This is a genomic window from Acidovorax sp. 107 (genome assembly GCF_003058055.1).
Classification (GTDB): Bacteria; Pseudomonadota; Gammaproteobacteria; order Burkholderiales; family Burkholderiaceae_C; genus Acidovorax.
The window spans coordinates 203,448-225,640 of sequence record NZ_QBTZ01000001.1 but is presented as its reverse complement, the minus strand read 5'-3'; the positions used below and the strand labels follow the sequence as shown (position 1 = coordinate 225,640).

The 22,193-nt window shown below is 65.1% G+C and carries 18 protein-coding genes and 1 tRNA gene; 15 read left to right on the top strand and 4 right to left on the bottom strand.

Features of this window, described 5'->3' with window-relative positions:
* Nucleotides 1-25: 25 nt before the first annotated feature.
* From C8C99_RS01005 to C8C99_RS00995, 3 genes are all read right to left on the bottom strand, one after another.
* The gene (locus C8C99_RS01005) at nt 26-1,306 is read right to left on the bottom strand and encodes a tyrosine-type recombinase/integrase (RefSeq protein ID WP_233247139.1); all 1,281 of its coding nucleotides are present in this window, start codon (nt 1,304-1,306) and stop codon (nt 26-28) included.
* Between the two features lie 171 nt (nt 1,307-1,477).
* Nucleotides 1,478-2,572, bottom strand: coding sequence for a redox-regulated ATPase YchF (ychF, locus tag C8C99_RS01000; protein ID WP_056637318.1), 1,095 nt, complete (start codon nt 2,570-2,572; stop codon nt 1,478-1,480).
* Nucleotides 2,573-2,657: 85 nt separating this feature from the next.
* Nucleotides 2,658-3,530 carry an MOSC domain-containing protein gene (locus C8C99_RS00995; RefSeq protein ID WP_108624645.1) on the bottom strand — a complete coding sequence of 291 codons (873 nt, stop codon included), beginning with the start codon at nt 3,528-3,530 and terminating at the stop codon, nt 2,658-2,660.
* A gap of 92 nt (nt 3,531-3,622) precedes the next feature.
* Here C8C99_RS00995 and C8C99_RS00990 point away from each other — a divergent pair, with 92 nt between their 5' ends.
* The 12 genes from C8C99_RS00990 (at nt 3,623) to mdoH (ending at nt 17,819) form a co-directional block, all read left to right on the top strand.
* Nucleotides 3,623-4,756 carry an FAD-dependent monooxygenase gene (locus tag C8C99_RS00990; RefSeq protein ID WP_108626994.1) on the top strand — a complete coding sequence of 378 codons (1,134 nt, stop codon included), beginning with the start codon at nt 3,623-3,625 and terminating at the stop codon, nt 4,754-4,756.
* 28 nt (nt 4,757-4,784) lie between these two features.
* Complete coding sequence (locus tag C8C99_RS00985) at nt 4,785-5,513, top strand: DsbC family protein (protein WP_056637652.1); 729 nt, start codon at nt 4,785-4,787, stop codon at nt 5,511-5,513.
* A 57-nt stretch (nt 5,514-5,570) separates the two neighbouring features.
* Nucleotides 5,571-7,382, top strand: a complete 1,812-nt coding sequence (locus tag C8C99_RS00980; RefSeq protein ID WP_108624644.1) for a M61 family metallopeptidase — start codon at nt 5,571-5,573, stop codon at nt 7,380-7,382.
* A gap of 73 nt (nt 7,383-7,455) precedes the next feature.
* The gene (locus C8C99_RS00975; RefSeq protein ID WP_108624643.1) at nt 7,456-8,235 is read left to right on the top strand and encodes an enoyl-CoA hydratase; all 780 of its coding nucleotides are present in this window, start codon (nt 7,456-7,458) and stop codon (nt 8,233-8,235) included.
* Nucleotides 8,236-8,260: 25 nt separating this feature from the next.
* A tRNA-Met gene (locus tag C8C99_RS00970) sits at nt 8,261-8,337 on the top strand.
* 168 nt (nt 8,338-8,505) lie between these two features.
* On the top strand, nt 8,506-8,961 hold the full coding sequence (locus C8C99_RS00965; RefSeq protein ID WP_233247138.1) for a hypothetical protein: 456 nt from the start codon (nt 8,506-8,508) through the stop codon (nt 8,959-8,961).
* A gap of 100 nt (nt 8,962-9,061) precedes the next feature.
* Nucleotides 9,062-10,408 (top strand): tRNA (N6-isopentenyl adenosine(37)-C2)-methylthiotransferase MiaB, encoded by a 1,347-nt coding sequence (gene miaB, locus C8C99_RS00960; protein ID WP_108624642.1) that lies wholly within the window; start codon nt 9,062-9,064, stop codon nt 10,406-10,408.
* A gap of 45 nt (nt 10,409-10,453) precedes the next feature.
* Nucleotides 10,454-11,917 carry an ATP-binding protein gene (locus C8C99_RS00955; RefSeq protein ID WP_108624641.1) on the top strand — a complete coding sequence of 488 codons (1,464 nt, stop codon included), beginning with the start codon at nt 10,454-10,456 and terminating at the stop codon, nt 11,915-11,917.
* Nucleotides 11,907-12,578 carry a hypothetical protein gene (locus C8C99_RS00950; protein ID WP_233247137.1) on the top strand — a complete coding sequence of 224 codons (672 nt, stop codon included), beginning with the start codon at nt 11,907-11,909 and terminating at the stop codon, nt 12,576-12,578. Before C8C99_RS00955 ends, C8C99_RS00950 begins: the two co-directional genes overlap by 11 nt.
* A gap of 14 nt (nt 12,579-12,592) precedes the next feature.
* On the top strand, nt 12,593-14,005 hold the full coding sequence (locus tag C8C99_RS00945; RefSeq protein ID WP_108624640.1) for a sigma 54-interacting transcriptional regulator: 1,413 nt from the start codon (nt 12,593-12,595) through the stop codon (nt 14,003-14,005).
* A gap of 239 nt (nt 14,006-14,244) precedes the next feature.
* A complete protein-coding gene (locus tag C8C99_RS00940; protein WP_108624639.1) occupies nt 14,245-15,759 on the top strand; it encodes a glucan biosynthesis protein G in 1,515 nt (504 codons plus the stop codon).
* Complete coding sequence (gene mdoH / locus C8C99_RS00935) at nt 15,732-17,819, top strand: glucans biosynthesis glucosyltransferase MdoH (protein ID WP_233247136.1); 2,088 nt, start codon at nt 15,732-15,734, stop codon at nt 17,817-17,819. Before C8C99_RS00940 ends, mdoH begins: the two co-directional genes overlap by 28 nt.
* Before the next feature lie 140 nt (nt 17,820-17,959).
* Here mdoH and ffh read toward each other — a convergent pair whose 3' ends face one another.
* Nucleotides 17,960-19,339, bottom strand: a complete 1,380-nt coding sequence (gene ffh, locus C8C99_RS00930; RefSeq protein WP_056637341.1) for a signal recognition particle protein — start codon at nt 19,337-19,339, stop codon at nt 17,960-17,962.
* 98 nt (nt 19,340-19,437) lie between these two features.
* Here ffh and C8C99_RS00925 point away from each other — a divergent pair, with 98 nt between their 5' ends.
* From C8C99_RS00925 to C8C99_RS00915, 3 genes are read left to right on the top strand one after another with little or no spacing between them, the layout of a single operon-like run.
* Nucleotides 19,438-20,235, top strand: a complete 798-nt coding sequence (locus C8C99_RS00925) for an inner membrane protein YpjD (protein WP_056637342.1) — start codon at nt 19,438-19,440, stop codon at nt 20,233-20,235.
* The gene (locus C8C99_RS00920; protein ID WP_056637344.1) at nt 20,232-20,459 is read left to right on the top strand and encodes a PP0621 family protein; all 228 of its coding nucleotides are present in this window, start codon (nt 20,232-20,234) and stop codon (nt 20,457-20,459) included. Before C8C99_RS00925 ends, C8C99_RS00920 begins: the two co-directional genes overlap by 4 nt.
* A gap of 22 nt (nt 20,460-20,481) precedes the next feature.
* Nucleotides 20,482-22,185: a nitrogen regulation protein NR(II) gene (locus tag C8C99_RS00915; protein ID WP_056637347.1), complete on the top strand. Its 1,704-nt coding sequence runs from the start codon at nt 20,482-20,484 to the stop codon at nt 22,183-22,185.
* Nucleotides 22,186-22,193 lie beyond the last annotated feature (8 nt).

The following is a 22,193-nucleotide window of genomic DNA, read 5'->3' as shown; positions in this document are numbered from 1 at the left end:
CGCGTACTGTCTAGCCTGAATTGGGTTATCCCAAAACGGGTTTCATCGCGTCTGCCGTCTTCCTTTTCCACTCGTCCAGCAGGTCGGCCCATCGCTGCATCATGGCAGTACGATCCTTCAGGTAGTCCGCGTGGTTGTAGGTGCGGCGCACGGCATTGGGCTCATCGTGGGCCAGTTGGCGTTCGATCCAATCTGGGGAGAAACCCATCTCGTTGAGCCGTGTGCTGCCCGTGGTGCGTGTGGCATGCGGGCTGAACTTGCCTGCCCAGCCCAAGGCCTTCAGCATCTGCCGGAACGATGCTGTCACCATCGGTTTTCTCCTGTCGTCCCGGTGGGGGAAGAGATGGGCTCGGTTGCCTGTGAGCGTGTGTAGGCTTCGCAGCAATACGACGGCTTGGGTCGGCAAGGGGATCAGGTGCTCCTTGCGCTTTTTCATCCTCTGTGCCGGGATGCGCCACAACGCTTGATCCAAATCGAACTCGCACCATTCGGCCTCGATCACTTCTGATGGGCGGGCCAGGGTCAACCACATGAGGAAGAACGCGGCCTGGATTTGGTAGTAGCCGCCATGGCCTTCCACCGCGTTCAGCAGTGCTCCAACCTCCTCGAAAGATAAAGGCCGCTTGTGCTGGGTCTTGTTGGCAGGCAAGGCCTTACGGACTGGATAGACCGGATCAACCTTGGCTCTGAGTGTGGAGATAGCAAACTCAAAGATGGCAGACATGGTGCGCTTCGCCTCGCACATCACGCTGTTGCCGTTGTTTGCGTCAGCACGTCTCAAGATATCGAGCACATGCGCGGGTTCCACTTGGCGGACGGGTAACGCCCCTATATGGGGGAACACAACGCGCTCCAGCATGTTCAACCGGCGTGCCTTGGTGACTTCCTGCCAGTCCCGAAGGCCCACCCATTCGCGGGCGATGATCTCGAAGGTGTTGGAGTGCTCCAAACCCAGCTTGATGCGATCCAGGCGCTTTTGCTGTGCAGGATGCTTACCCTGCTCTACCAACTTGCGGGCGGCCTCCATGGCCTCTCTCGCCTCACGAAGGGGCAGCTTCGGATAGCTCCCAAGAGCGACGCGGTTCTCTTTGCCAAGAAGACGGTATTTCCAGCGCCAGTGCTTGGCTCCGTTGGGCTTGACCTCCAGATAAAGCCCGTTGCCTGCAAAGAGTTTGTAGGGCTTGCTAGTGGGCTTGGCGGCGCGAAGGGCTGCATCGCTGATACCGCGCAGGGTCGGACGTTTTGGAGCATGAGAAACGGCTGCATCGCCAGCATCCATGCGGGTTTCGAGGTGGTTTGGGGGCATGATTTCTCCTGGGGAGGGGGCATGCACCGTGCGTGCCCCCTGTCATGCCCCCATATATGGAAAATGCCCCCGAACGATCTAGTTCACCGGCGAACAACTTTCCCTATATCTATCAATGGGTTAGCCAACACCTTCGAACATTGGCGAACCCTGAAGAACAGCTCTTCCTGTTTACACGTTGAAGAGGAAATTCAGAACGTCGCCATCCTTGACCACGTATTCCTTGCCTTCGGCGCGCATCTTGCCCGCATCCTTGGCTCCCTGCTCGCCCTTGTAGGCAATGAAGTCCTCAAAGGCAATGGTCTGCGCACGGATGAAGCCACGCTCAAAGTCGCCGTGGATCACGCCAGCCGCCTGGGGCGCGGTATCGCCGATGTGGATGGTCCAGGCGCGAACTTCCTTCACGCCGGCGGTGAAGTACGTCTGCAGGCCCAGCAGCTTGAAAGCGCCACGGATCAGGCGCGCGAGGCCTGGTTCGGTCTGGCCCATCTCGGCCAGGAACATGTCGCGATCTTCATCGCTCATCTCGGCCATTTCGGCTTCCATCTTGGCGCAGATGGCCACCACGGGGGCGTTCTGGCTGGCGGCGTATTCCTTGAGGCGGTCCAGGAACGGATTGTTCTCAAAACCGTCTTCGCTCACGTTGCCCACAAACATGGCGGGCTTGGCCGTGATGAGGCACAGGGACTTGAGCAGGGGCTGCTCTTCCTTGGTGATCTCGACCGAGCGGGCAGGCTTGCCTTCGTTGAGCGCGGCCTGGATGCGCGTGAGCAGCGCTACCAGCTTGGCGGCGTCCTTGTCGTTGCCCGACTTGGCGGCTTTGGTGTAGCGGTTGAGCGCCTTTTCCACGGTGCCCATGTCCGCCAGGCACAGCTCGGTCTGGATCACTTCGATGTCAGAGATCGGGTCCACACGGCCAGCCACGTGGATCACGTTGTCGTCTTCAAAGCAGCGCACCACGTTCACGATGGCGTCGGTTTCACGGATGTGGGCCAGGAACTGGTTGCCCAGGCCTTCGCCCTGGCTGGCACCAGCCACCAGGCCGGCAATGTCCACAAATTCGACGATGGCGGGAACGATGCGTTCGGGCGAGATGATCCCGGCCAGTTGCTGCAGGCGGGGGTCGGGCACTTCCACTACGCCGACATTGGGCTCGATGGTGCAGAAGGGATAGTTCTCGGCGGCAATGCCAGCCTTGGTCAGCGCGTTGAAAAGGGTGGACTTGCCGACGTTGGGCAGGCCCACGATGCCGCATTGGAGGCTCATGGCAGGGCTTTCTGGTGTTCTGGAGACAAACCGCCGATTTTACGGGCCCGCCCGGCACTCGCTACAGACTGCCCGGATCAGGCTCTCAATCGAACCGCAGATCGCCCGCGATGCGCTGCCCCACGCGCAGCCACTGGCCCGCCCCCTCACGCACGATCACATTCATGCCAAAGGTGATGGCACCGTCCAGCCGCTTGTCCTGGCGGTAACTGCGCAATGTATCGCCCACTGACGGGTTGCTCTCGGCGGTGGCCGGGTCAATGTTCGGGATAGGGCACCGCGCGCAGGGTTTGACGGGCTGCAGGCGGACACCAGTGGCATCGTCTGCCTGCACATGCAGCCCATCCACGCGGTCTTCATCGTGGGCTTCCACGCCAGCGAGGACCAGATTGGGGCGAAACCGCTCCATGCCCACGGCAGCGTGACCACCGGCAGTGAGCCGGGCATTGAGCTCCTGCAGGGACGCCTCGCTGGTCACGAGCAACGGAAACCCGTCCGCGAACTGATTGCGTGCCTCGACCCCGTCAGTCCACTCCAGGCTGGACAGACGCCGGTGTTCGGGATCAAACCGGACCAGACGGCAAGGCTGGCCCAGAAAATCAGAAAACCACTGGGCCGCCACGGGCCCCATGTCCCACGCAGGTACCGTGTCGCGCCAGACGGTCACCGTGGCCGGGGCCTCCACTGCGTCGATCGCCACATGCAGCGCCAGCATGCCAGGGGCGCGCAGCACCATTTCGTCGCTCTTGAGTTGCGGCCGGATCAGCGCCATGCGTGGCAGGCTGCGCTGGGTAAGAAACAGGCCTTGCGCATCCACCACCATCCAGGCGCGGTCCAGATCCAGGCCGGTCTCTGTCAGCAATGCCTGCTGCACCTCGATGCCCGCGCAGGATTTGACGGGATACACAAACAGCCGCGCAATGGTGCCGGACAGATCGGACTCGGAAGGGAAACTCACGCCGGGTGCTCCTGAAAAAGGGGGCCAGATAGGCCGGGCCGCAATTCTGCCCTGTCCAGGAAGTGGGTAAGACCCCTCCTACAATGCCCCTCATGGCCCCAACCTTTGATATCTGTATTCGTGGCACCGGAATCGTGGGCCGAACCTTGGCGTTGTTACTGGCGCGAGAACGGCTGAAGGTGGCTCTGGTGCCGGCCCCTGCCCCGCGCAGTGCGGCGGCCACCGACGTGCGTGCCTACGCACTGAATGCAGCGTCGCGCAGCCTGCTGGAGTCGCTGCGTAGCTGGCCCGACACCGAACACGCCACCGCCGTCAAGCACATGCAGGTGCAGGGCGATCAGGATGGCCGCGTTCATTTTGATGCCGCCCTCCAGGGGGTGGAGGCGCTGGCGTGGATCGTGGATGTGCCGGCCCTCGAAGAACGCCTGGCTCAGGCCGTGCGGTTTCAGCCGCTGGTAGAAGTGGTGGACAGCCCCGTGGCAGCCCCCCTGACCGTCGTATGCGAAGGCCGTTCCAGCACCACCCGTGCCGAATTTGGCGTTCAATTTGACGTGACGCCCTATCCCCAGCACGCCATTGCCACCCGGGTGCGCTGCGAACACCCACATGGACAGGTGGCGCGCCAGTGGTTTTTGCCGCAAGGCATCCTGGCTTTTTTGCCGCTGGAGGGACCTCAGGGGAACTCTGTCGCCGTGGTGTGGTCCGTCCCTGAGGAGCAAGCCGCGGCGCTGATGGCGTTGCCTGCCGAGGCTTTTGCGCAGGAATTGCAAACAGCCAGCCAACAGGCACTCGGAAACCTCGAACTCATAGCAGAACGCGCCACATGGCCTCTGCAGCTGGCCAAGGCAGATCGCTGGTGCGGCGCCGGGTCAGCCGCGGGCGTCGGTGCCCGCAGCTGGGTGCTGGCAGGTGATGCAGCCCACAACGTGCATCCACTGGCAGGACAAGGATTGAACCTGGGTCTGGCTGATGTGGCGGCGCTGGCAGACGTACTGCGTACCCGTGACTACTGGCGCAGCGTGGCCGACCTGCGGCTGCTGCGGCGCTATGAACGGCAGCGCAAGGCGGCCCTGGTGGCGATGGGCCTGGCGACTGATGGACTGCAGCAGCTGTTTGCGCGCCAGGAAGCGCCCTGGCAGGCGCTGCGCAACTGGGGCATGAAGGGCTTTGAGCACAGTGACTGGCTGAAGAATTTTGTGGCACGCCAGGCCATGGGGATGCGCTGATCACGCAAGTTGATTGAACGGAAACATGATGAAACTGACCACCGCTTTGCTGACCGTCGCGGCAGCTACCCTGAGCCTGAGCGCCACCGCGCAGGAAGACGCCATCCGCAAGGCCCTGGCCGAGCGCATCCCCCAAATGGACAAGATTGATGAAGTGCGCGCTACGCCCATGAAGGGGCTGTACGAAGTGCGCATCGGCACCGACCTGTTCTACACGGACGCCAAGGGCGACTACGTGATTCAGGGGGAACTCATCGACTCCAAGGCACGCCGCAATCTGACCGAGGACCGCATCAACAAGCTGACTGCGGTCAGCTTCTCGGCCCTGCCCTTGAAAGACGCCGTGACCATTGTGCGTGGCGACGGCAAGCGCAAGGTGGCGGTTTTTGAAGACCCCAACTGCGGCTACTGCAAGCGCTTCGAGCGCGATCTGCAGCAGATCAGCAATGTGACGGTGTACCTGTTCCTGTACCCTATCCTGAGCCCCGACTCGGCAGAAAAGTCGCGCAACATCTGGTGCTCCAAGGAACAAGCCACCGCCTGGCAAGACCACATGGTGCGTGACAAGCCTGCGCCAGCCGCCAGTTGCGATACCAGCGCGCTGCAGCGCAACCTGGCGTTCGGCAAGAAGCACAAGATCACGGGTACCCCCACCTTGATTTTTGCCAACGGCACCCGGGTGCCCGGCGCCATTGGAGCCCAGGAAGTGGAAAAGCGCCTGGCAGAAGCCGCCAGCGATACGTCATCCGCCAACTGACCCCCGCTGAAAGTCCCTCGACCGACGACCCCGCGCGGCCCTCCCGCGGCACATGCCATGCCCCTCTCCCGCAAAGCCTCTGCAGCGGACATCCACTACCGCATCGAACCCACGGACCTGCACGCACATCTGTTCACGGTGACATTGACGGTGCAGCGGCCTGCGGCATCGCAAGAACTGTCATTGCCGGTCTGGATTCCGGGCAGCTACCTGGTGCGGGAGTTCTCCAAAAATCTGCAGGCGCTGGCGGCACGACAAGGCCAACGCGCTTTGCAACCGGCCCAGCTGGACAAGCACCGCTGGCAAGTGCAATGCGCGGAGGGCAAGCCCTTGGTGCTGACCTACCAGGTCTGCGCCTACGACAGCTCCGTACGCACCGCCTGGCTGGACACCTCACGCGGCTTTTTCAACGGCACCAGCTTATGCCTGCGCTTGCATGGCCAGGAGAAACAGCCCCACACACTGGAGCTGGCACGCACGGCTGCCACGGCGACCTGGGCTGCTGCCACAGGTCTACGGCCGCTGGAGGCAGACAACCAAGGCTTCGGCCTGTACGCGGCGGCGGACTACGATGAGCTGGTGGACTGCCCGGTGGAGCTGGGAAATTTCTGGGTGGGACGCTTCAAGGCCTGCGGCATCGCCCACCAGTTCGTGGTGGCTGGTACGGCACCGTCGTTCGATGGCAAGCGCCTGCTGGCGGACACGCAGAAAATTTGTGAAACCGCCATCCGCTTCTGGCACCGCGAAGGCAAGGCGCCTTTCAAAAGCTATGTCTTCATGCTCAACGCCGTGGGAGATGGCTATGGCGGGCTGGAACACCGCAACTCTACGGCGCTGATTTGCGGACGGCGTGACCTGCCGCGCCAGGGCGAGGCGCGGGCCAGTGAGGGCTACACCACGCTGCTGGGCCTCATCAGCCACGAATACTTTCACACTTGGAACGTCAAGCGCTTGCGGCCCGCCGAGTTCACCCACTACGACTATGCGCAGGAGAACTACACCGAGCTGCTGTGGTTCTTCGAAGGCTTTACCAGCTATTACGACGACCTGCTGCTGCGCCGCGCAGGGCTGCTGGACGACGCGACCTACCTCAAGCTTGTCACCAAGACCATCAACCAGGTGCTGCAAACCCCGGGCCGGTCGGTGCAAACCTTAGCCCAGGCCAGTTTCGACGCCTGGGTGAAGTACTACCGGCAGGACGAGAACACACCCAACGCCACAGTCAGCTACTACACCAAGGGCTCGTTGGTGGCTTTGTGCTTGGACCTGGCGTTGCGGCGCGAAGGCAAAGCCACGCTGGACGATGTGATGCGCACGTTATGGCAGCGCTGCGCGGGCGGCCCGATGACCGAAGCGGATCTGCGCGCCGTAATCCACGACCTCACGGGCCGCCCCTTCGACAAGGAGCTGGCGCACTGGGTGCACAGCACCGTGGACCTGCCACTGGAGGAGCTGCTGGCCGCCCACGGTGTGGCACTCAAGGCCGACCGGCCGCAACTGGCCCAGCGCCTGGGCCTGCGCGTGGCCGAGAACCACAGTGTGCAGATCAAGACCGTGCTGCGGGGCGGTGCCGCAGAGAAGGCAGGAATGTCTGCCGGCGACGAATGGTTGGGCGTAGAAGTGCAGGGCCAGGGCTGGCGTATCAGCAAGCTCGACGACGTGAGCTTCTACGCGGGCAACGACACCCGCCTGCACGCATTGGTTGCCCGCGACGGGCGACTGTTGCGCCTGCCGCTGGAACTGCCACCGGCCCAGCTGGCCGACGCCCCGACCAAGGGCCGACGCAATGCCGCCGCGACATCCATGGCACCAGACACCATCAGCCTGGCGGTGGCAGATGCCGCGGCGCTGGGACGCTGGCTGGCCTGACGACTACAAGGCCCCACCGGCTTGGGTATATTGCTGCAGCTTGCATAACCAACCACAACCCCCAGGAGATTTCATGGCTTACGAAACCATCGAGGTCCGCGTTGAAGCGGACAAGGTCGGCATCATCACGCTCAATCGGCCCAAGCAGCTCAACGCGCTGAACGATCAGCTCATGAATGAACTGGGCGCCGCCCTCAAGGCGTTCGATGCGGACGAGAAGATTGGCTGCATGATCGTCACCGGCAGTGAAAAGGCTTTCGCGGCGGGCGCGGACATTGGCGCCATGGCCAAGTACAGCTTTGCCGACACCTACAAGGGCGACTACATCACCCGCAACTGGGAGACCATCCGCTCTATCCGCAAGCCCGTCATCGCCGCCGTCAGCGGCTTTGCACTGGGCGGCGGCTGCGAGCTGGCCATGATGTGCGACTTCATCATCGCCGCAGACAACGCCAGATTCGGCCAGCCCGAGATCAAGCTGGGCGTGATCCCAGGTGCTGGTGGCACGCAGCGCCTGCCCCGCGCCGTGGGCAAGTCCAAGGCCATGGACATGGCTCTGACCGGCCGCATGATGGACGCCACCGAAGCCGAGCGCGCCGGACTGGTCAGCCGCGTAGTGCCTTACGACAAGCTCATGGACGAAGCGCTGGGCGCTGCCATCATCGTTGCCGGCTTCTCGCAGATTGCTGTCATGGCGGCCAAGGAATCGGTCAACCGCTCCTTCGAGGGCACACTCGCCGACGGGGTGATGTTCGAGCGCCGCTTGTTCCACGCGCTGTTTGCCACCCAGGACCAGAAGGAAGGCATGGACGCGTTCATGAACAAACGCCCTGCAAACTTCACACACCAATAATTTTTGTTCTATAATCTTGGTCTGCGGTCGTATAGCTCAGTTGGTTAGAGCGCAGCATTCATAATGCTGATGTCGGTGGTTCAAGTCCACCTACGACCACCAAATACAAAAACCCACAGTGAGTCAACCCACTGTGGGTTTTTTCTTTCAGGCGAGCCCCAAAACCCGCTCCAGTGCCCATCGATGCACGGGGCCGCTTGACTTGCCCAAGGGATGTGCCACGCTGGCAACCCCTTCTAAAATTGTGCCTTCAGCCCCTGGATGTAAACCATGAACCGCTGCACCACACCCTCTTCCTGCCACCTCCCAGCCCCTCGGGTGTCCCGCTTTCGGCAGGCCGCACTGTTGGCAGCGGTGGCCTGCACAGCGCTCTGCGCCGTGGCACCTGCCTCGGCTCAGACCCAGCCCGGCCTGGGCCTTTCGCGCCCCTTCCCTGAAGCCGCACTGCGCGGCACCTTGAGCATTAACACCGCGTCTGAAGCCACACTCAACGGCAAGACCATCCGCATGGCCCCGGGCATGCGGCTGTTCAGCCCTCAGAACACCCTGGTCATGGCGCACACCGTGATGGGCCAGACCTTCAAGGTCAACTACGTGCTGGAGAACAGCACCGGCATGCTGCATGCCGCCTGGATCCTGACCGAAGGCGAGGCTGCGCAGCCCCGCAAAGGCAGCGACGCCATCATCACCAACATCACGACCGGCTCAGGCGCCGCTCTGAAGTAACCCCTTCCCTGCGCCGCCGCGAAGCCGCTGCGCCGTTGTGACATTCACAGTCTCCGCGCCATTTCGGGCGCGGTGTTTGCTTGCTATTTGCGAAATTGCCATGGCCAAAAAAGTCTTTATCAAAACCTTCGGCTGCCAGATGAACGAGTACGACTCGGACAAGATGGCCGACGTGCTCAACGCCGCCCAAGGCTACGAGCCCACGCAGAACGTGGACGAAGCTGACCTCATCCTCTTCAACACCTGCTCGGTGCGCGAGAAGGCGCAAGAGAAAGTCTTCAGCGACCTGGGCCGCATCAAGCACCTGAAAGCGCGCGGCGTAAAGATTGGCGTGGGTGGCTGCGTGGCCAGCCAGGAAGGCGCCGAGATCATCAAGCGCGCCCCCTATGTGGACGTGGTGTTTGGCCCCCAGACCCTGCACCGCCTGCCCGAGATGCTCAACCAGCGTGAACGGTTGGACAAACCGCAGGTGGACATCAGCTTCCCGGAGATCGAGAAGTTCGACCACCTGCCGCCCGCACGCGTCGAAGGCGCCTCGGCCTTTGTGTCGATCATGGAAGGCTGCAGCAAGTACTGCAGCTACTGCGTGGTGCCCTATACCCGAGGCGAAGAAGTGAGCCGCCCGTTCGACGACGTGCTGGTCGAAGTGGCTGGCTTGGCCGACCAGGGCGTGAAGGAAATCACCCTGCTGGGCCAGAACGTGAACGCCTACCTGGGCAAGATGGGCGGCACGGCCGAGATCGCCGACTTTGCGCTGCTGCTCGAATACGTGTCGGACATTCCGGGCATCGAGCGCATCCGCTACACCACCAGCCACCCCAACGAATTCACGCCCCGGCTGATCGAGGCCTATGCCAAGCTGCCCAAGCTGGCCAGCCACCTGCACCTCCCCGTGCAGCACGGTAGCGACCGCATCCTGATGGCCATGAAGCGCGGCTATACCGCCATGGAATACAAGAGCACGGTGCGCAAGCTGCGCGCCATCCGCCCCGATCTGGCCATGAGCAGTGACTTCATCGTGGGCTTCCCCGGCGAGACGGAGGACGACTTCAACAAGATGATGAAACTGATCGACGACATCCACTTCGACAACAGCTTCAGCTTCATCTTCAGCCCCCGCCCTGGCACGCCTGCGGCGGGCCTGCACGACGACACGCCGCACGACGTGAAGCTGCGCCGCCTGCAGCACCTGCAAAGCGTCATCAACGCCAACATCAAGTCCATCAGCGAAAGCCGCGTGGGCACGGTGCAGCGCATTCTGGTGGAAGGCGCCTCCAAGCGCGACGCCACCGAACTGATGGGCCGCACCGAATGCAACCGCGTGGTCAACTTTGTGGGCCAGCCCCGCCTGGTGGGCCAGATGGTGAATGTGACCATCACCGAGGCCAAGGCCTACACCCTGCGGGGCGAGGTACTGACGCACGAAACCGCCGCACTGGCCGGCTGACGCGCGGGTACCGACGCCCCGCACGCCCGCGCCCATTTGGCTGCAATGCCCACCCCCAGCACACCGCCCACGGCACCGCCACCCGCCGAAGGTCTGCTGCATGGCCTCTCCTTCCAGCAGCTGTTGCTGCTGGCGTTCGTGCTGATTGCCGGCTTGCTGGGGGTCAGCTCGCTGCGGGCTTTGCACACGCTGGAGCAGCTCATGGTGCTCAGCCGCCATGGCACGGCCGAGGCCACGGCGCTGACCACGGCCGCGCAAGGCCTGAACCAGCGCGGCCAGGCCCTGGAGCGTGCTGCGCGGCAGTCCCTGGTGCTGCGGGATGCGCCCCTGCGCCGCAGCTTCGATGACATGGCCGTCGAGGCCCTCACCGTGCTCGACCATTTGCAGGCCGCAGGCCTGCCCGCTGCGCAAACCGGGGCGTGGCGCACCCACCTCGATGCCGTCAGAGCCCTGTTGGACGCACCGCCGGACCGCGCCCTGGACAACGAACGCCTGGTTGCCGAAGAGTTTGTGGCCCTGGAGACCTTGCACGGCACCATGGTGCAGACGGTGCAGGACATCAACACCCAACGCAACAACGCACTGCAGGACGAGGTGGAGCAAAGCCGCCGCAGCGTGACGCACCAGGTGGTGGGCGCGATTGTGCTGGCGCTGGTGCTGGCGTTGTCGCTGGGCATCTGGCTCGCGCGGCCATTCAAGCGGCTGGAGAGTGCGATCCGTCAGCTGGGCGAAAACCAGCTGGACGAGCCGGTGCTGATCTCCGGCCCGGACGACGTGCGCCGGCTGGGCCAGCAACTGGAATGGCTGCGGCTGCGGCTGCTGGAGCTGGATGCCGACAAGGCGCGCTTCCTGCGCCATGTGTCCCACGAACTCAAGACGCCGCTGGCCGCGCTGCGCGAGGGCGTGGCACTGCTGCAGGATGGCGTGACAGGCGAACTCACGGCAGGCCAGCGCGAGGTCGCGCAAATCCTGCACCACAACACGCTGCAGCTGCAAGGTGAGATCGAGGCCCTGCTGCGCTTCAATGCCGCCGCTTTTGAGGCTCGCCAGCTGCAGCGCCGCGACACCGATCTGCTGGCTCTGCTGGAGGCCCAGGTCGAGGCCCAGCGGCTGCAGTGGCAGGCCAAGGGCCTGACCGTGCGGGTAGAGGGGCCGCCCGTGCGCATGCCCGTTGACGCCGACAAGATCACTTCCGCCGTCAGCAATCTGCTGTCCAACGCCATCCGCTTTTCTCCGCCCCAGGGCATGGTGCGGCTGGTGCTCTCGCAACCTCCCGGTCATGTGCGTCTGGACGTCTTTGACCAAGGCCCCGGCGTGGACCGGGTGGACCGTGACCGCGTGTTTGAACCCTTTTACCGGGGTGTTCGCCAACCGGACGATGCCGTGCGCGGCACCGGCATCGGTCTGTCTATCGTGCAGGAATATGTGCAGGCCCATGGCGGCAGCGTGCGCCTGGTGGACGAAGGCGCACACTCCTTCTTTCGCATCGAACTTCCCCATGCCGCCTAGCAGTCCTCCCCTTCCCTCCCACGCCCTGCGATGGCCGCTGCTCGCACTGGGTGTCGTGCTGGCGGGCTGTGCCACCACCACGCCCCCACCCGCCCCCGCCCAGACGCCACCGGTCGCGATGATCATTGCCGTGCCCGTGGCCCCGACGGTGGAAGTGGGCCCTGCCGAAGCAAGGAGCACCGACGCGGACACCAACCACACCCCCGTCGCGCTGCTGCTGGCCCAGACGGACCGTGTGCTCAAGCTGCCCCCTGCCGAACTCGCCAAGGAAATCGCCCGACTGGGCGAAGCGGAGGAGGCCACCCCCGACACGCCGCTACTGCTGGCCACGGCCCTGGCGCAAACCCGCCAGGCCGTGGACACAGCCCGCGCGCTGGGCCTGGTGCAGCGTGTACTGAGCAACACCAGCCCCGCAGCACAGCCCCTGCACCCCCTGGCTCGGCTGCTGGAGGCCCGGCTTCTGCAACAACGCCGGCTGGAGGACCAGCTCGACCGCCAGGCGCAGCAACTGCGCGACACCCAACGCCGCAACGACCAGCTCAGCGAACGCCTGGAAGCCGTGCGCGCCATCGAACGCAGCCTGAGCACCCGCCCAGCGCCCGCCGCATCTCCGTCCGCACCAGCGATGGGCAACGGCTCCGCGCCACGGCCCGCCCCCTGACCATTTCCCCCGCCATGGACTCATCTGCCCCCCACCGTGCCGCCCCTCCCGCCCGCATCCTGGTGGTGGACGACGACGCCGACATGCTGCGGCTGCTGTCGCTGCGCCTGAAAGCCGCCGGGCACGACGTGGTGGCCGTAGGCTCTGCCGAAGCGGCACTGGCGCAGCTTGACATTGCGCGCCCGCAGCTGGTGCTCAGCGATGTGCGCCTGCCCGGGCGCGACGGCCTGGCCCTGTTTGACGAAGTGCGTGCCCGCCACCCCTCTCTGCCCGTGATCCTGCTGACCGCACACGGCACCATTCCTGACGCCGTCGAGGCCACGTCGCGCGGGGTGTTCACCTACCTGACCAAGCCCTACGACGGCAAGGAGCTGCTGGAGAAGATCGCGCAGGCGCTGGCGCTCAGCGCCCCTGCCGTGGCGCAGCCGCATGCCAACGAGGACTGGCGGGCCGAGATCGTGAGCCGGTCGCACCGCATGACGGACCTGTTGTCCGAGGCGTACATGGTCGCCCAGTCCGACGCCAGTGTGCTGCTGCGTGGCGACAGCGGCTCGGGCAAGGAGCTGCTGGCGCGCGCCATCCACCGCGCGAGCCCGCGTGCGGCCCGTCCGTTTGTGGCTGTCAACTGCGGCGCTATCCCAGAGGCGCTGCTGGAGTCCGAGCTGTTCGGCCACGTCAAAGGCGCCTTCACCGATGCGGTGAGCAACCACAAGGGGCTGTTCCAGGCCGCAGACGGCGGCACCCTGCTGCTGGACGAGATTGGCGACATGCCCCCGGCCCTGCAGGTCAAGCTGCTGCGGGTGCTGCAGGAGCGCGCCGTGCGCCCCGTGGGTGCCAGCCAGGCCACGCCCATCGACGTGCGCATCATCTCGGCCACGCACCGGGACCTGGAGGCCGCCATGGCCAGCGCGCAGTTCCGCGAGGACCTGTACTACCGGCTGAACGTGGTGTCGCTGGTGCTGCCCACCCTGGCCGAGCGGCGCGAGGACATTGCGCTACTGGCCAACCACTTTCTGGACCGGCTGTCCCGCAAATACGACAAGCGCCTGTCCGGCTTTGCGCCCGAGGCGCTCAAGGCACTGACCACCGCCGCCTGGCCGGGCAACGTGCGCCAGCTCTACAACGTGGTCGAGCAGGTGTGCGCCCTGTCCACAACCCCCCTGGTGCCCCTGACGCTGGTGCAGCGCGCACTGCGCACCCCGTCCACCCAGGTGCTCAGCTTTGCGGAGGCCCGCCAGCGTTTCGAGCGCGAGTATCTGGTGGGCCTGCTCAAGATGACCGATGGCAATGTGGCCGATGCGGCGCGGCTGGCGCAACGCAACCGCACCGAGTTCTACCGCCTGCTGCAAAAGCACGCGCTGACGCCTGGACAGTTCAAGCAGGATGCAGGCGATGCGGACGATGTCGCGGATGAGCGACACGAGTAAGTCTTTGATTTACCGGGTGTTTTGATCCAACCACTCGCCCCCTGTCGCCATCCGGCGACAAAAAGCGGGGGCTGATCAGTGCCCGCAGGCCATTGCACAACTGCTTACACGCAAAGGCCACTCCAACCCGTTGATTTCACAGCGTTTTTTGCAGCTGGCACAGGGTTTGCCCTATGCCTGGCATGCACGCAGTTTTTCCCTCTTTTTTTCGCCACATCGGCAGGCGCGCAGGGCCCGCAATGGCCTTGGCCACCGCCCTGCTGGCTGGGGGCGCGCACGCACAGGGCTTTGACTTCGAGAGCGTGACCCGCCTCGCCCGCGAACGCGCCAGCCAACCCTACCGGCCCGTGAGCGACAAGCTCCCGGCCGACCTCGCACAGCTCAACTACGACCAGGTGCGCGACATCCGCTGGCGCCCCGATCGCGCTTTGTGGCGGGCCGAGAAGCTGCCTTACGAGGCCATGTTCTTCCATCTGGGGCTGTACCAGAAGGAGCCGGTGCTGATCAACGAGGTGACGCCCCAGGGCGTGCGCCACATCCCCTACAGCCGCGCGGACTTTAACTACGGCAAGAACCAGCTGCGGCCTGAGGCCTGGGGCGACCTGGGCTTTGCAGGCTTTCGTCTGCACAACCACCTGAACTCCAGCGCCTACAAGGACGAGCTGGTGGTCTTCCAGGGTGCGAGCTACTTCCGCGCTCTGGGCAAAGGCCAGCAGTACGGTCTGTCGGCGCGCGGGCTGGCCATCGACACCGTGGGCGGCCGGGGCGAGGAATTCCCCCGCTTCACCGAGTTCTGGCTGGTGCGGCCCGACCCGCTGTCCACCCAGGTCACGGTATACGCACTGCTCGACTCGCCACGCGCAACGGGCGCCTACCGTTTCGACATCCAGCCCGGCGCGCAGACCACCACCACGGTGCGCAGCCGCATTTTTGTGCGCGCCGTCTCGGGCACCCCACCCATCGCCACACTGGGCGTTGCGCCGCTGACCAGCATGTTCTTCTTTGGCGAGAACCAGCCGCGCAAAGAAGACTTCCGCCCCGAAGTGCATGACTCCGACGGACTCATGGTGGCCACGGGCGAAGGCGAATGGCTGTGGCGCCCGCTGCAAAACCCCCGGCAAACGCTGGTCACCTCGTTCGCCACCAAAAACCCCAAGGGCTTTGGCCTGATGCAGCGCGACCGCCAGTGGGCCAGCTACGAGGACGTGGAAGCCCGCTACGAGCGCCGCCCCAGCGCCTGGGTCCGTCCCCTGCACGACTGGGGCGCTGGCCGCGTGGAGCTTGTGCAGCTGAACACCCCCGACGAGACGCACGACAACATCGTGGCGTACTGGGTGCCCGCCCAGATGCCAGCCCCCGGCCAGCCGCTGGAATTTGCCTATGAGCTGAGCTGGCAGGGCGATGAGCAGCAGCGCCCACCCAGCGCCTGGGCCACCCAGTCGCGCCGCGGCATGGGCTACACCAAGCTGTCGACCCAGGCCCTGCGCCAGCAGGTGCAGTACGTGGTCGATTTCGAGGGGCCAGCCCTCAAGGCCCTACCTGCCGAAGCCACTGTGAAGGCCGTAGTGACCAGCGATGCCAACGGCAAGGTGCTGGAAAACATTGCCTACCGCAACCCCGCCACCGGCGGGTGGCGCATGACCGCTCGCATCCAGCGCCTGCAAGCCGACCGGCCCATCGAGCTGCGCGCTTTTCTCCAACACGACAACCACGCTGTGAGTGAAACATGGACGCACATCAGTCTTCCCGAGTAAGCCCTCATGACCCCCACGGCACCCACGCATCCACGGGCCCTGCCTTGGTCGCGCGGCGCGGTGTGGCCTACCCCCGGCCAGCCCCCAGCCGACGCAGCACGTTACGCGAAGAGCGCCACCCCAATGCGGTGACGGCACCGCCCCTGCACCGCGACTCCATGGTGCCCCTGCCTTGGCGCGGGTTCTGGAACAGCGTGGGCACCGCCGTGCTGCTGCGCCTGACGGGCCGTACGTCTCCGCAACCCTCATCGACTACGGTGGCACAAGCTCCCGCTGAATCCACCGCCGCTTGGCAAGGCGCAGCCCAGCGCCGCCGCTGGACGTTTGCGCTGCTCACCGTGCTGACGACGGCCCTGGCCAGCACCCTGTTTGCCAGCGTGCAGCCCGACTACGAAAACGCGTGGCTGGGCTATGGCCAGATCGCGCTGTTTGCCCTGCTGTCCGCCTGGGTGGTGACCGGCTTTTTGACCGGGCTGATGGGCTTTTGGGTGATGCTGCGCGGCGACCGGCATGCGCTGTCGGCGCGCAGCGTGGCCGGGCACACGCTGGCGCCCGACGCCCGCACCGCCATCATCATGCCGATCTGCAACGAAGACGTGGCCACCGTGTTTGCCGGGCTGCGTGCCACCTGCGAGTCGGTGGCCGCCACCAGCCATGGCACCACGTTCGACGTGTTTGTGCTCTCCGACAGCAACGACCCCGCCATTGCCCGCGCCGAGCGCGCCGCCTGGGAAGATCTGCGCAACGCCCTGGCGCAGCACAGCCAGCAGCCCCAGGTGCAGGTGTACTACCGCCTGCGCACACGCCGCACCCACCGCAAGGCAGGCAACGTGGCCGACTTCTGCCGCCGCTGGGGCAAGGACTACCGCTACATGGTGGTGCTGGATGCCGACAGCGTGATGAGCGGCGACTGCATCGTTTCCATGGCCAAGCTGATGGAAGCCCACCCCACGGCCGGCATCATCCAGACCGCCACGCAGGCCATCGGCCATGTCACGCTGCACGCCCGCGCGCAGCAGTTTGCCTCGCGCGTCACCGGCCGCCTGTTCACGCTGGGCATGCAGTACTGGCAACTGGGCGAATCGCACTACTGGGGCCACAACGCCATCATCCGCGTGGCGCCCTTCATGCAGCACTGCGCGCTGGCGCCCATCCAGGGCACGGGCGGTCTGTCCGGCGGCATCATGTCGCACGACTTTGTGGAGGCCGCACTGATGCGCCGCGCGGGCTACCACGTGTGGCTGGTAGCCGACCTGATCGGCAGCTACGAGCAGCAACCGCCCGACCTGCTGGCCGAACTGCAGCGCGACCGCCGCTGGTGCCAAGGCAACTTGCAGAACGCACGCCTGATGGCCGAGCCCGGCATCCACCCCGTGCACCGCTCCATGTTCATCACCGGCGCCATGGCTTATCTGTCTGCGCCGCTGTGGCTGGCCTTCCTCACGCTGGGCACGGCCCTGTGGCTGTCGGGCGCCAAGCTGGTGGCCGACTGGCACATCCTGCCCGCCGAGTTGCTCGCGCTGTGGGCCTGGACTTTATGCCTGCTGTTCCTGCCCCGCATCCTGGGCGTGACGGCGGTGTTCATGCGCCGGGAACAGAAGCAGTACGGCGGCGCTTTCAGTCTGCTCAAGAGCGCCGCGCTGGAGAGCGTCATGGCCATCCTGCAGGCGCCCGTGCGCATGCTGGCGCATTCGCTGTTCGTGCTGATCGCGTTGACCGGCCTGAAGTTGGAGTGGAAGTCGCCTCCGCGCGAGGCCCATGCCGTGCCCTGGCGCCACGCCGTGCGCCAGCTGGCCCCTATGAGCGCGGTGATCGCCCTGCTGGCTGCGGGTGTGGCGCTGATCGACAGCAGCGCGCTGTTGTGGCTGATGCCCGTGGGCCTGCCGCTGGCACTGGCGATTCCGCTGGCGGTGTGGACCAGCCAGATCACGCTGGGCCGTGCGCTGCGCGCCCAGCGGCTGTTGCTGATTCCTGAGGAGTCGTGGTCGCCCCCGGTGCTGCGCCGCGCCTGGCTGCACGCCGGGCGCATGGGACGGCCCATGGCCTTGCAAACCGCCTGAGGTACCAGACCCCACCACCGCCCCCAGCCGGGCGAACCACAAAAAAGCCGACACGTGTCGGCTTTTTTATTCACTCATATTTTTATAGCATCCCAGGCATATGGTTGTAGCGCCTAGTGCCAAAAAGGCTTGAAAACCTTTCAGAAAGGCATCTTGGGCATGCCTCCGCCGCCCATGCCCTTCATGCCGCCCATGCGCTTCATCATCTTCATCAGGCCGCCGCCCTTCATCTTCTTCATCATGCCCTGCATCTGCTCAAACTCCTTGAGCAGGCGGTTGACCTCCTGCACATGCACGCCCGCCCCGTTGGCGATGCGCTTCTTGCGCGTGGCCTTGATGAGTTCGGGCTTGCGGCGCTCCAGGGGGGTCATGCTCTGGATGATGCCTTCCTTGCGCTTGATGTCCTTTTCGGCCTTGTCCATGTCCAGCGAACCGGCCTTGGCGGTGAGCTGAGAGGGCAGCTTGTCCATCAGGCTCGAAAGCCCGCCCATCTGCTTCATCTGCTGGATCTGCGAGAGAAAGTCGTTCAGGTCGAACCCGTCACCGCTCTTGACCTTGGCCGCCAGCTTTTGTGCGGCCTCCATGTCCACCCCTGCCGTGACCTGCTCGACCAACGCCACGATGTCGCCCATGCCCAGGATGCGGCCCGCATGGCGCTCGGCGTCGAACACTTCCAGCCCGTCGATCTTCTCCGAGACACCCGCAAACTTGATGGGCGCCCCCGTGATCTGGCGCACGGAGAGCGCCGCACCACCGCGCGAGTCGCCGTCCAGCTTGGTGAGCACAATGCCGGTGAGGGGCAGCGCTTCCTTGAAGGCCTTGGCCGTGTTGATGGCGTCCTGGCCCTGCATGGCATCCACCACGAACAGGGTTTCGACAGGGTTGATCGCAGCGTGCAGGTCCTTGATTTCCTTCATCAAGGCTTCGTCGATGGCCAGGCGGCCGGCCGTATCGACCAACAGCACATCAAAGTAGTGCTTCTTGGCGTAGTCCAGGGCAGCGCGGGCGATGTCCAGCGGCTTCTGGTCGGGCGTGCTGGGGAACCATTCGGCACCGGCCTGCTTGGTCACGGTCTTGAGCTGCTCGATGGCCGCCGGGCGGTACACGTCGCCCGACACAGTCAGCACCTTCTTCTTGCGCTTTTCGATCAGGTGCTTGGCCAGCTTGGCCGTGGTGGTGGTCTTGCCCGCACCTTGCAGGCCGGCCATCAGGATCACGGCGGGCGGCTGGGCAGCCAGGTTGATGTCGGCCACGCCCTCGCCCATGGTGGCGGCCAGCTCGCGGTTGACGATGCTGACCAGCGTCTGCCCGGGCTTGAGCGAGCCCAGCACCTCCTGGCCCAGGGCCTTTTCCTTGACGCGGGCGATGAAGTCGCGCACCACGGGCAAGGCCACGTCGGCTTCGAGCAGCGCCATGCGCACTTCGCGCAGCATGTCCGTGACGTTGGATTCGGTGATGCGGGCCTGGCCACGCATCTCCTTGACGAGGCGCGTGAGTTTGTCAGTAAGGGCGGAGGCCATAGGGGTGTTTCCGGTATTGGCTGCGCGCCGTCAACAAGGGCGTTGCGTGCGCAGCCCCGCCAGGGCGCTGGCGGTGGGCGAAAGGCTAAACTGTGCCCATGATTTTAACGAGTAGCTCCCCCGTCAGTTGGCTGCTGGCCCTGGCCGCTGCCGTGGCCTATGCCGTGCCGGCTGCTGCAGCCTCCCGCCTGGGGGCTGCAGCAGCACGCAGTGCACTGCTGGTCGCGTGGTTGCTGCACGGCGCCGTGCTGGTCTGGGGCCTGTGGGGCGATGCGCCCCGGTTCGGTTTTGCGCCCGCGCTGTCGATGACTGCCTGGCTGGTGCTCACGGTCTATGCCGTGGAACGGCAGTTGTTTCCACAAATGCAGTCACGCTGGGTACTGGCAGGGCTGGGCGCGGCCGCCATCGTGCTGGCGATGCTGTTCCCGGGGCAGCCCCTGCACGTGACCGCATCCGCTTGGCTGCCTTTGCACTTGGCGCTGGGCATTGCTTGTTATGGCCTGTTTGCAGCGGCGGTGGTACACGCCTGGCTCATGACACGCGCCGAGCGCCACATCCGGCAGGCTGAAGACCCGCACAGCGGCATCCCACTGCTGACGCTGGAGCGACTGACCTTCCGGTTCGTGACGGCGGGGTTTGTACTGCTCACCGCCACCTTGCTGGCCGGGTGGCTGTTTGGCGAGACGCTGTATGGCCGGGCCTGGCGGTGGGACCACAAGGCCGTGTTTTCGATGCTCTCGTGGCTGACCTTTGCCACGCTGCTGCTGGGCCGTGCCCGCTTTGGCTGGCGGGGGCGCAATGCGGTGCGTGTGTTGTATGCGGGCTCGGCCCTGTTGCTGCTGGCCTATGTGGGCTCGCGTTTTGTATTGGAAGTTGTTCTGGGCCGCAGCGCATGAAGTACCTGGTCTTGTTGGTCGTCATCGCGGTGGCCGTAGGTATCTGGCGCAGCCGCCGCGCCCCTGATGCGGCGGCGCCCAAAGCGCCCCCTACACCGCCTGCCCTGCCGCAGGACATGCTAGCCTGCGCGCACTGCGGCGTCCACATCCCGCAGGCCGAAGCCCTGATGCTGGGCAGTCAGGCCTATTGCAGCGCCGAGCACCGGCGCATGGGCCCGGCCTGAGCGACGCCTTGCCGTTGTGACCATGCAAGCAGCGCCCGCAGGCCCACTGCCGCCTTCCGCAGACGCCCCCTTCGCACGGCTGTGGCTCGGTTTTCTGACGGGCCGCGTCATGGTGGCCCTGGCGCTCTTGGTGTTGCAGGGCGCCGGACAACTCATCAACCAAGTGGTTGGACCCACCCCGCTGGCGGTGTGCGTGGCCTACCTGGTGGCTACGGTGGTGGTGCGCGTGCTCTCGCGCCGTGGCCCGCCCTCGCCCGGCGCCGGACCGCAGTGGCTGCCCTCCATCGGCGTGGACCTGGCTGCCATCACCGCGCTGCAGTTGCTGCATGCGGGCACCATGAACTACACGCCCCTGTTCGGCCTGCCCATCCTGATCGCAGCGGTCATGGGCACGCTGACCCTGGCCCTGGGCACCACCGCCGCAGTCACCCTGCTGCTGCTGGGCTGGGCCTGGTGGGTGGGCCAGTACAGCACGGGAGATGAAGGGCAGCGCTACCTGCAAAGTGCACTGACCGGCACTGGTTACTTCATCGTGAGCTACCTGGTGCATCAGCTGGCGACCCGCCTGGCGCGCGAGCAAGAGGTGGCACAACAAAGCCAGGTAGCGGCCCGCGTGCAGACCCAGGTCAGTGCACTGGTCATCCAGAACCTGACCGATGGTGTGCTGGTGGTGGACGAAAGCGATGTGGTGCGCATTGCCAACCCGGCTGGAATGCAGCTGCTGGGGGGCATGGCGCTGACCGAGTTGCCGTTTGCCTTGACGTCCACCGCGGCGTGGCACCCGCTGGTGATCCTGGCGCGGCGTACCTTCCGGCACGAGCAGCCCCAGACGGCCGACGTCGATCTGCTGCACGAAGGCCAGAGCCCCACCGGACTGCATGTACGCACCTGGCTCACATCGTCCCGTAACGCAGCGTTGCAAACGCGCTCCGAGCGGCTGTGCGTGATGTTCTTGCACGACCTGCGGGAGATGGAAGCGCGGCTACGCACCGAAAAACTCGCGGCCATGGGCCGCATGTCTGCCGCCGTGGCCCACGAGATCCGCAACCCGCTGGCGGCCATCGTCCAGGCCAATGCCCTGCTGGAAGAAGACCTGCACGACCCGGCACAAAAGCGCCTCGCGCACATGGTGCAGCAGAACGCCGACCGCCTGGCCCGCATCGCCGAAGAGGTGCTGGACATTGCGCGCGTGCAGCACCAGATCAGCCATGCCCCTGCCTCGACCGTGACGCTGGATGAGACGGTCGCGCAGATCTGGAACGACTGGCAGGCTCAGGACCCAGCCCGGCGGCGCGCCGTGGTCTCTCTGGAAACAGGTGTCATCCAGGTGGAGTTTGACCCCGAGCATCTGCGTCGCGTTCTGGTCAACCTGCTGGACAACGCCCTGCGCTACATGGGCCCGGAGCCCGACTCACTGTCGGTGACCACGCGCAACACGCCCACTGGCCAGGTCAGCCTGCAGGTGTGGAGCGACGGAGCGCCCATGGACAAATCCGTGGAGCGGCATCTGTTCGAGCCTTTCTTCTCGTCCGAGAGCCGCTCCAGCGGTCTGGGCCTCTATATTTGTCGGGAGCTGTGCCAGCGACATGGCGCCTCCATCAGCTACCAGCGCCTGAGCCGCCCCACTGCACGCGGCGATGTCGGCGGCAATGCCTTCACTGTGGGCTTCCGCCGCACGACCCGCCCCGCCGACACTGCCACCTTGTTCGACACCATTGTGGTCTGACTGCCACT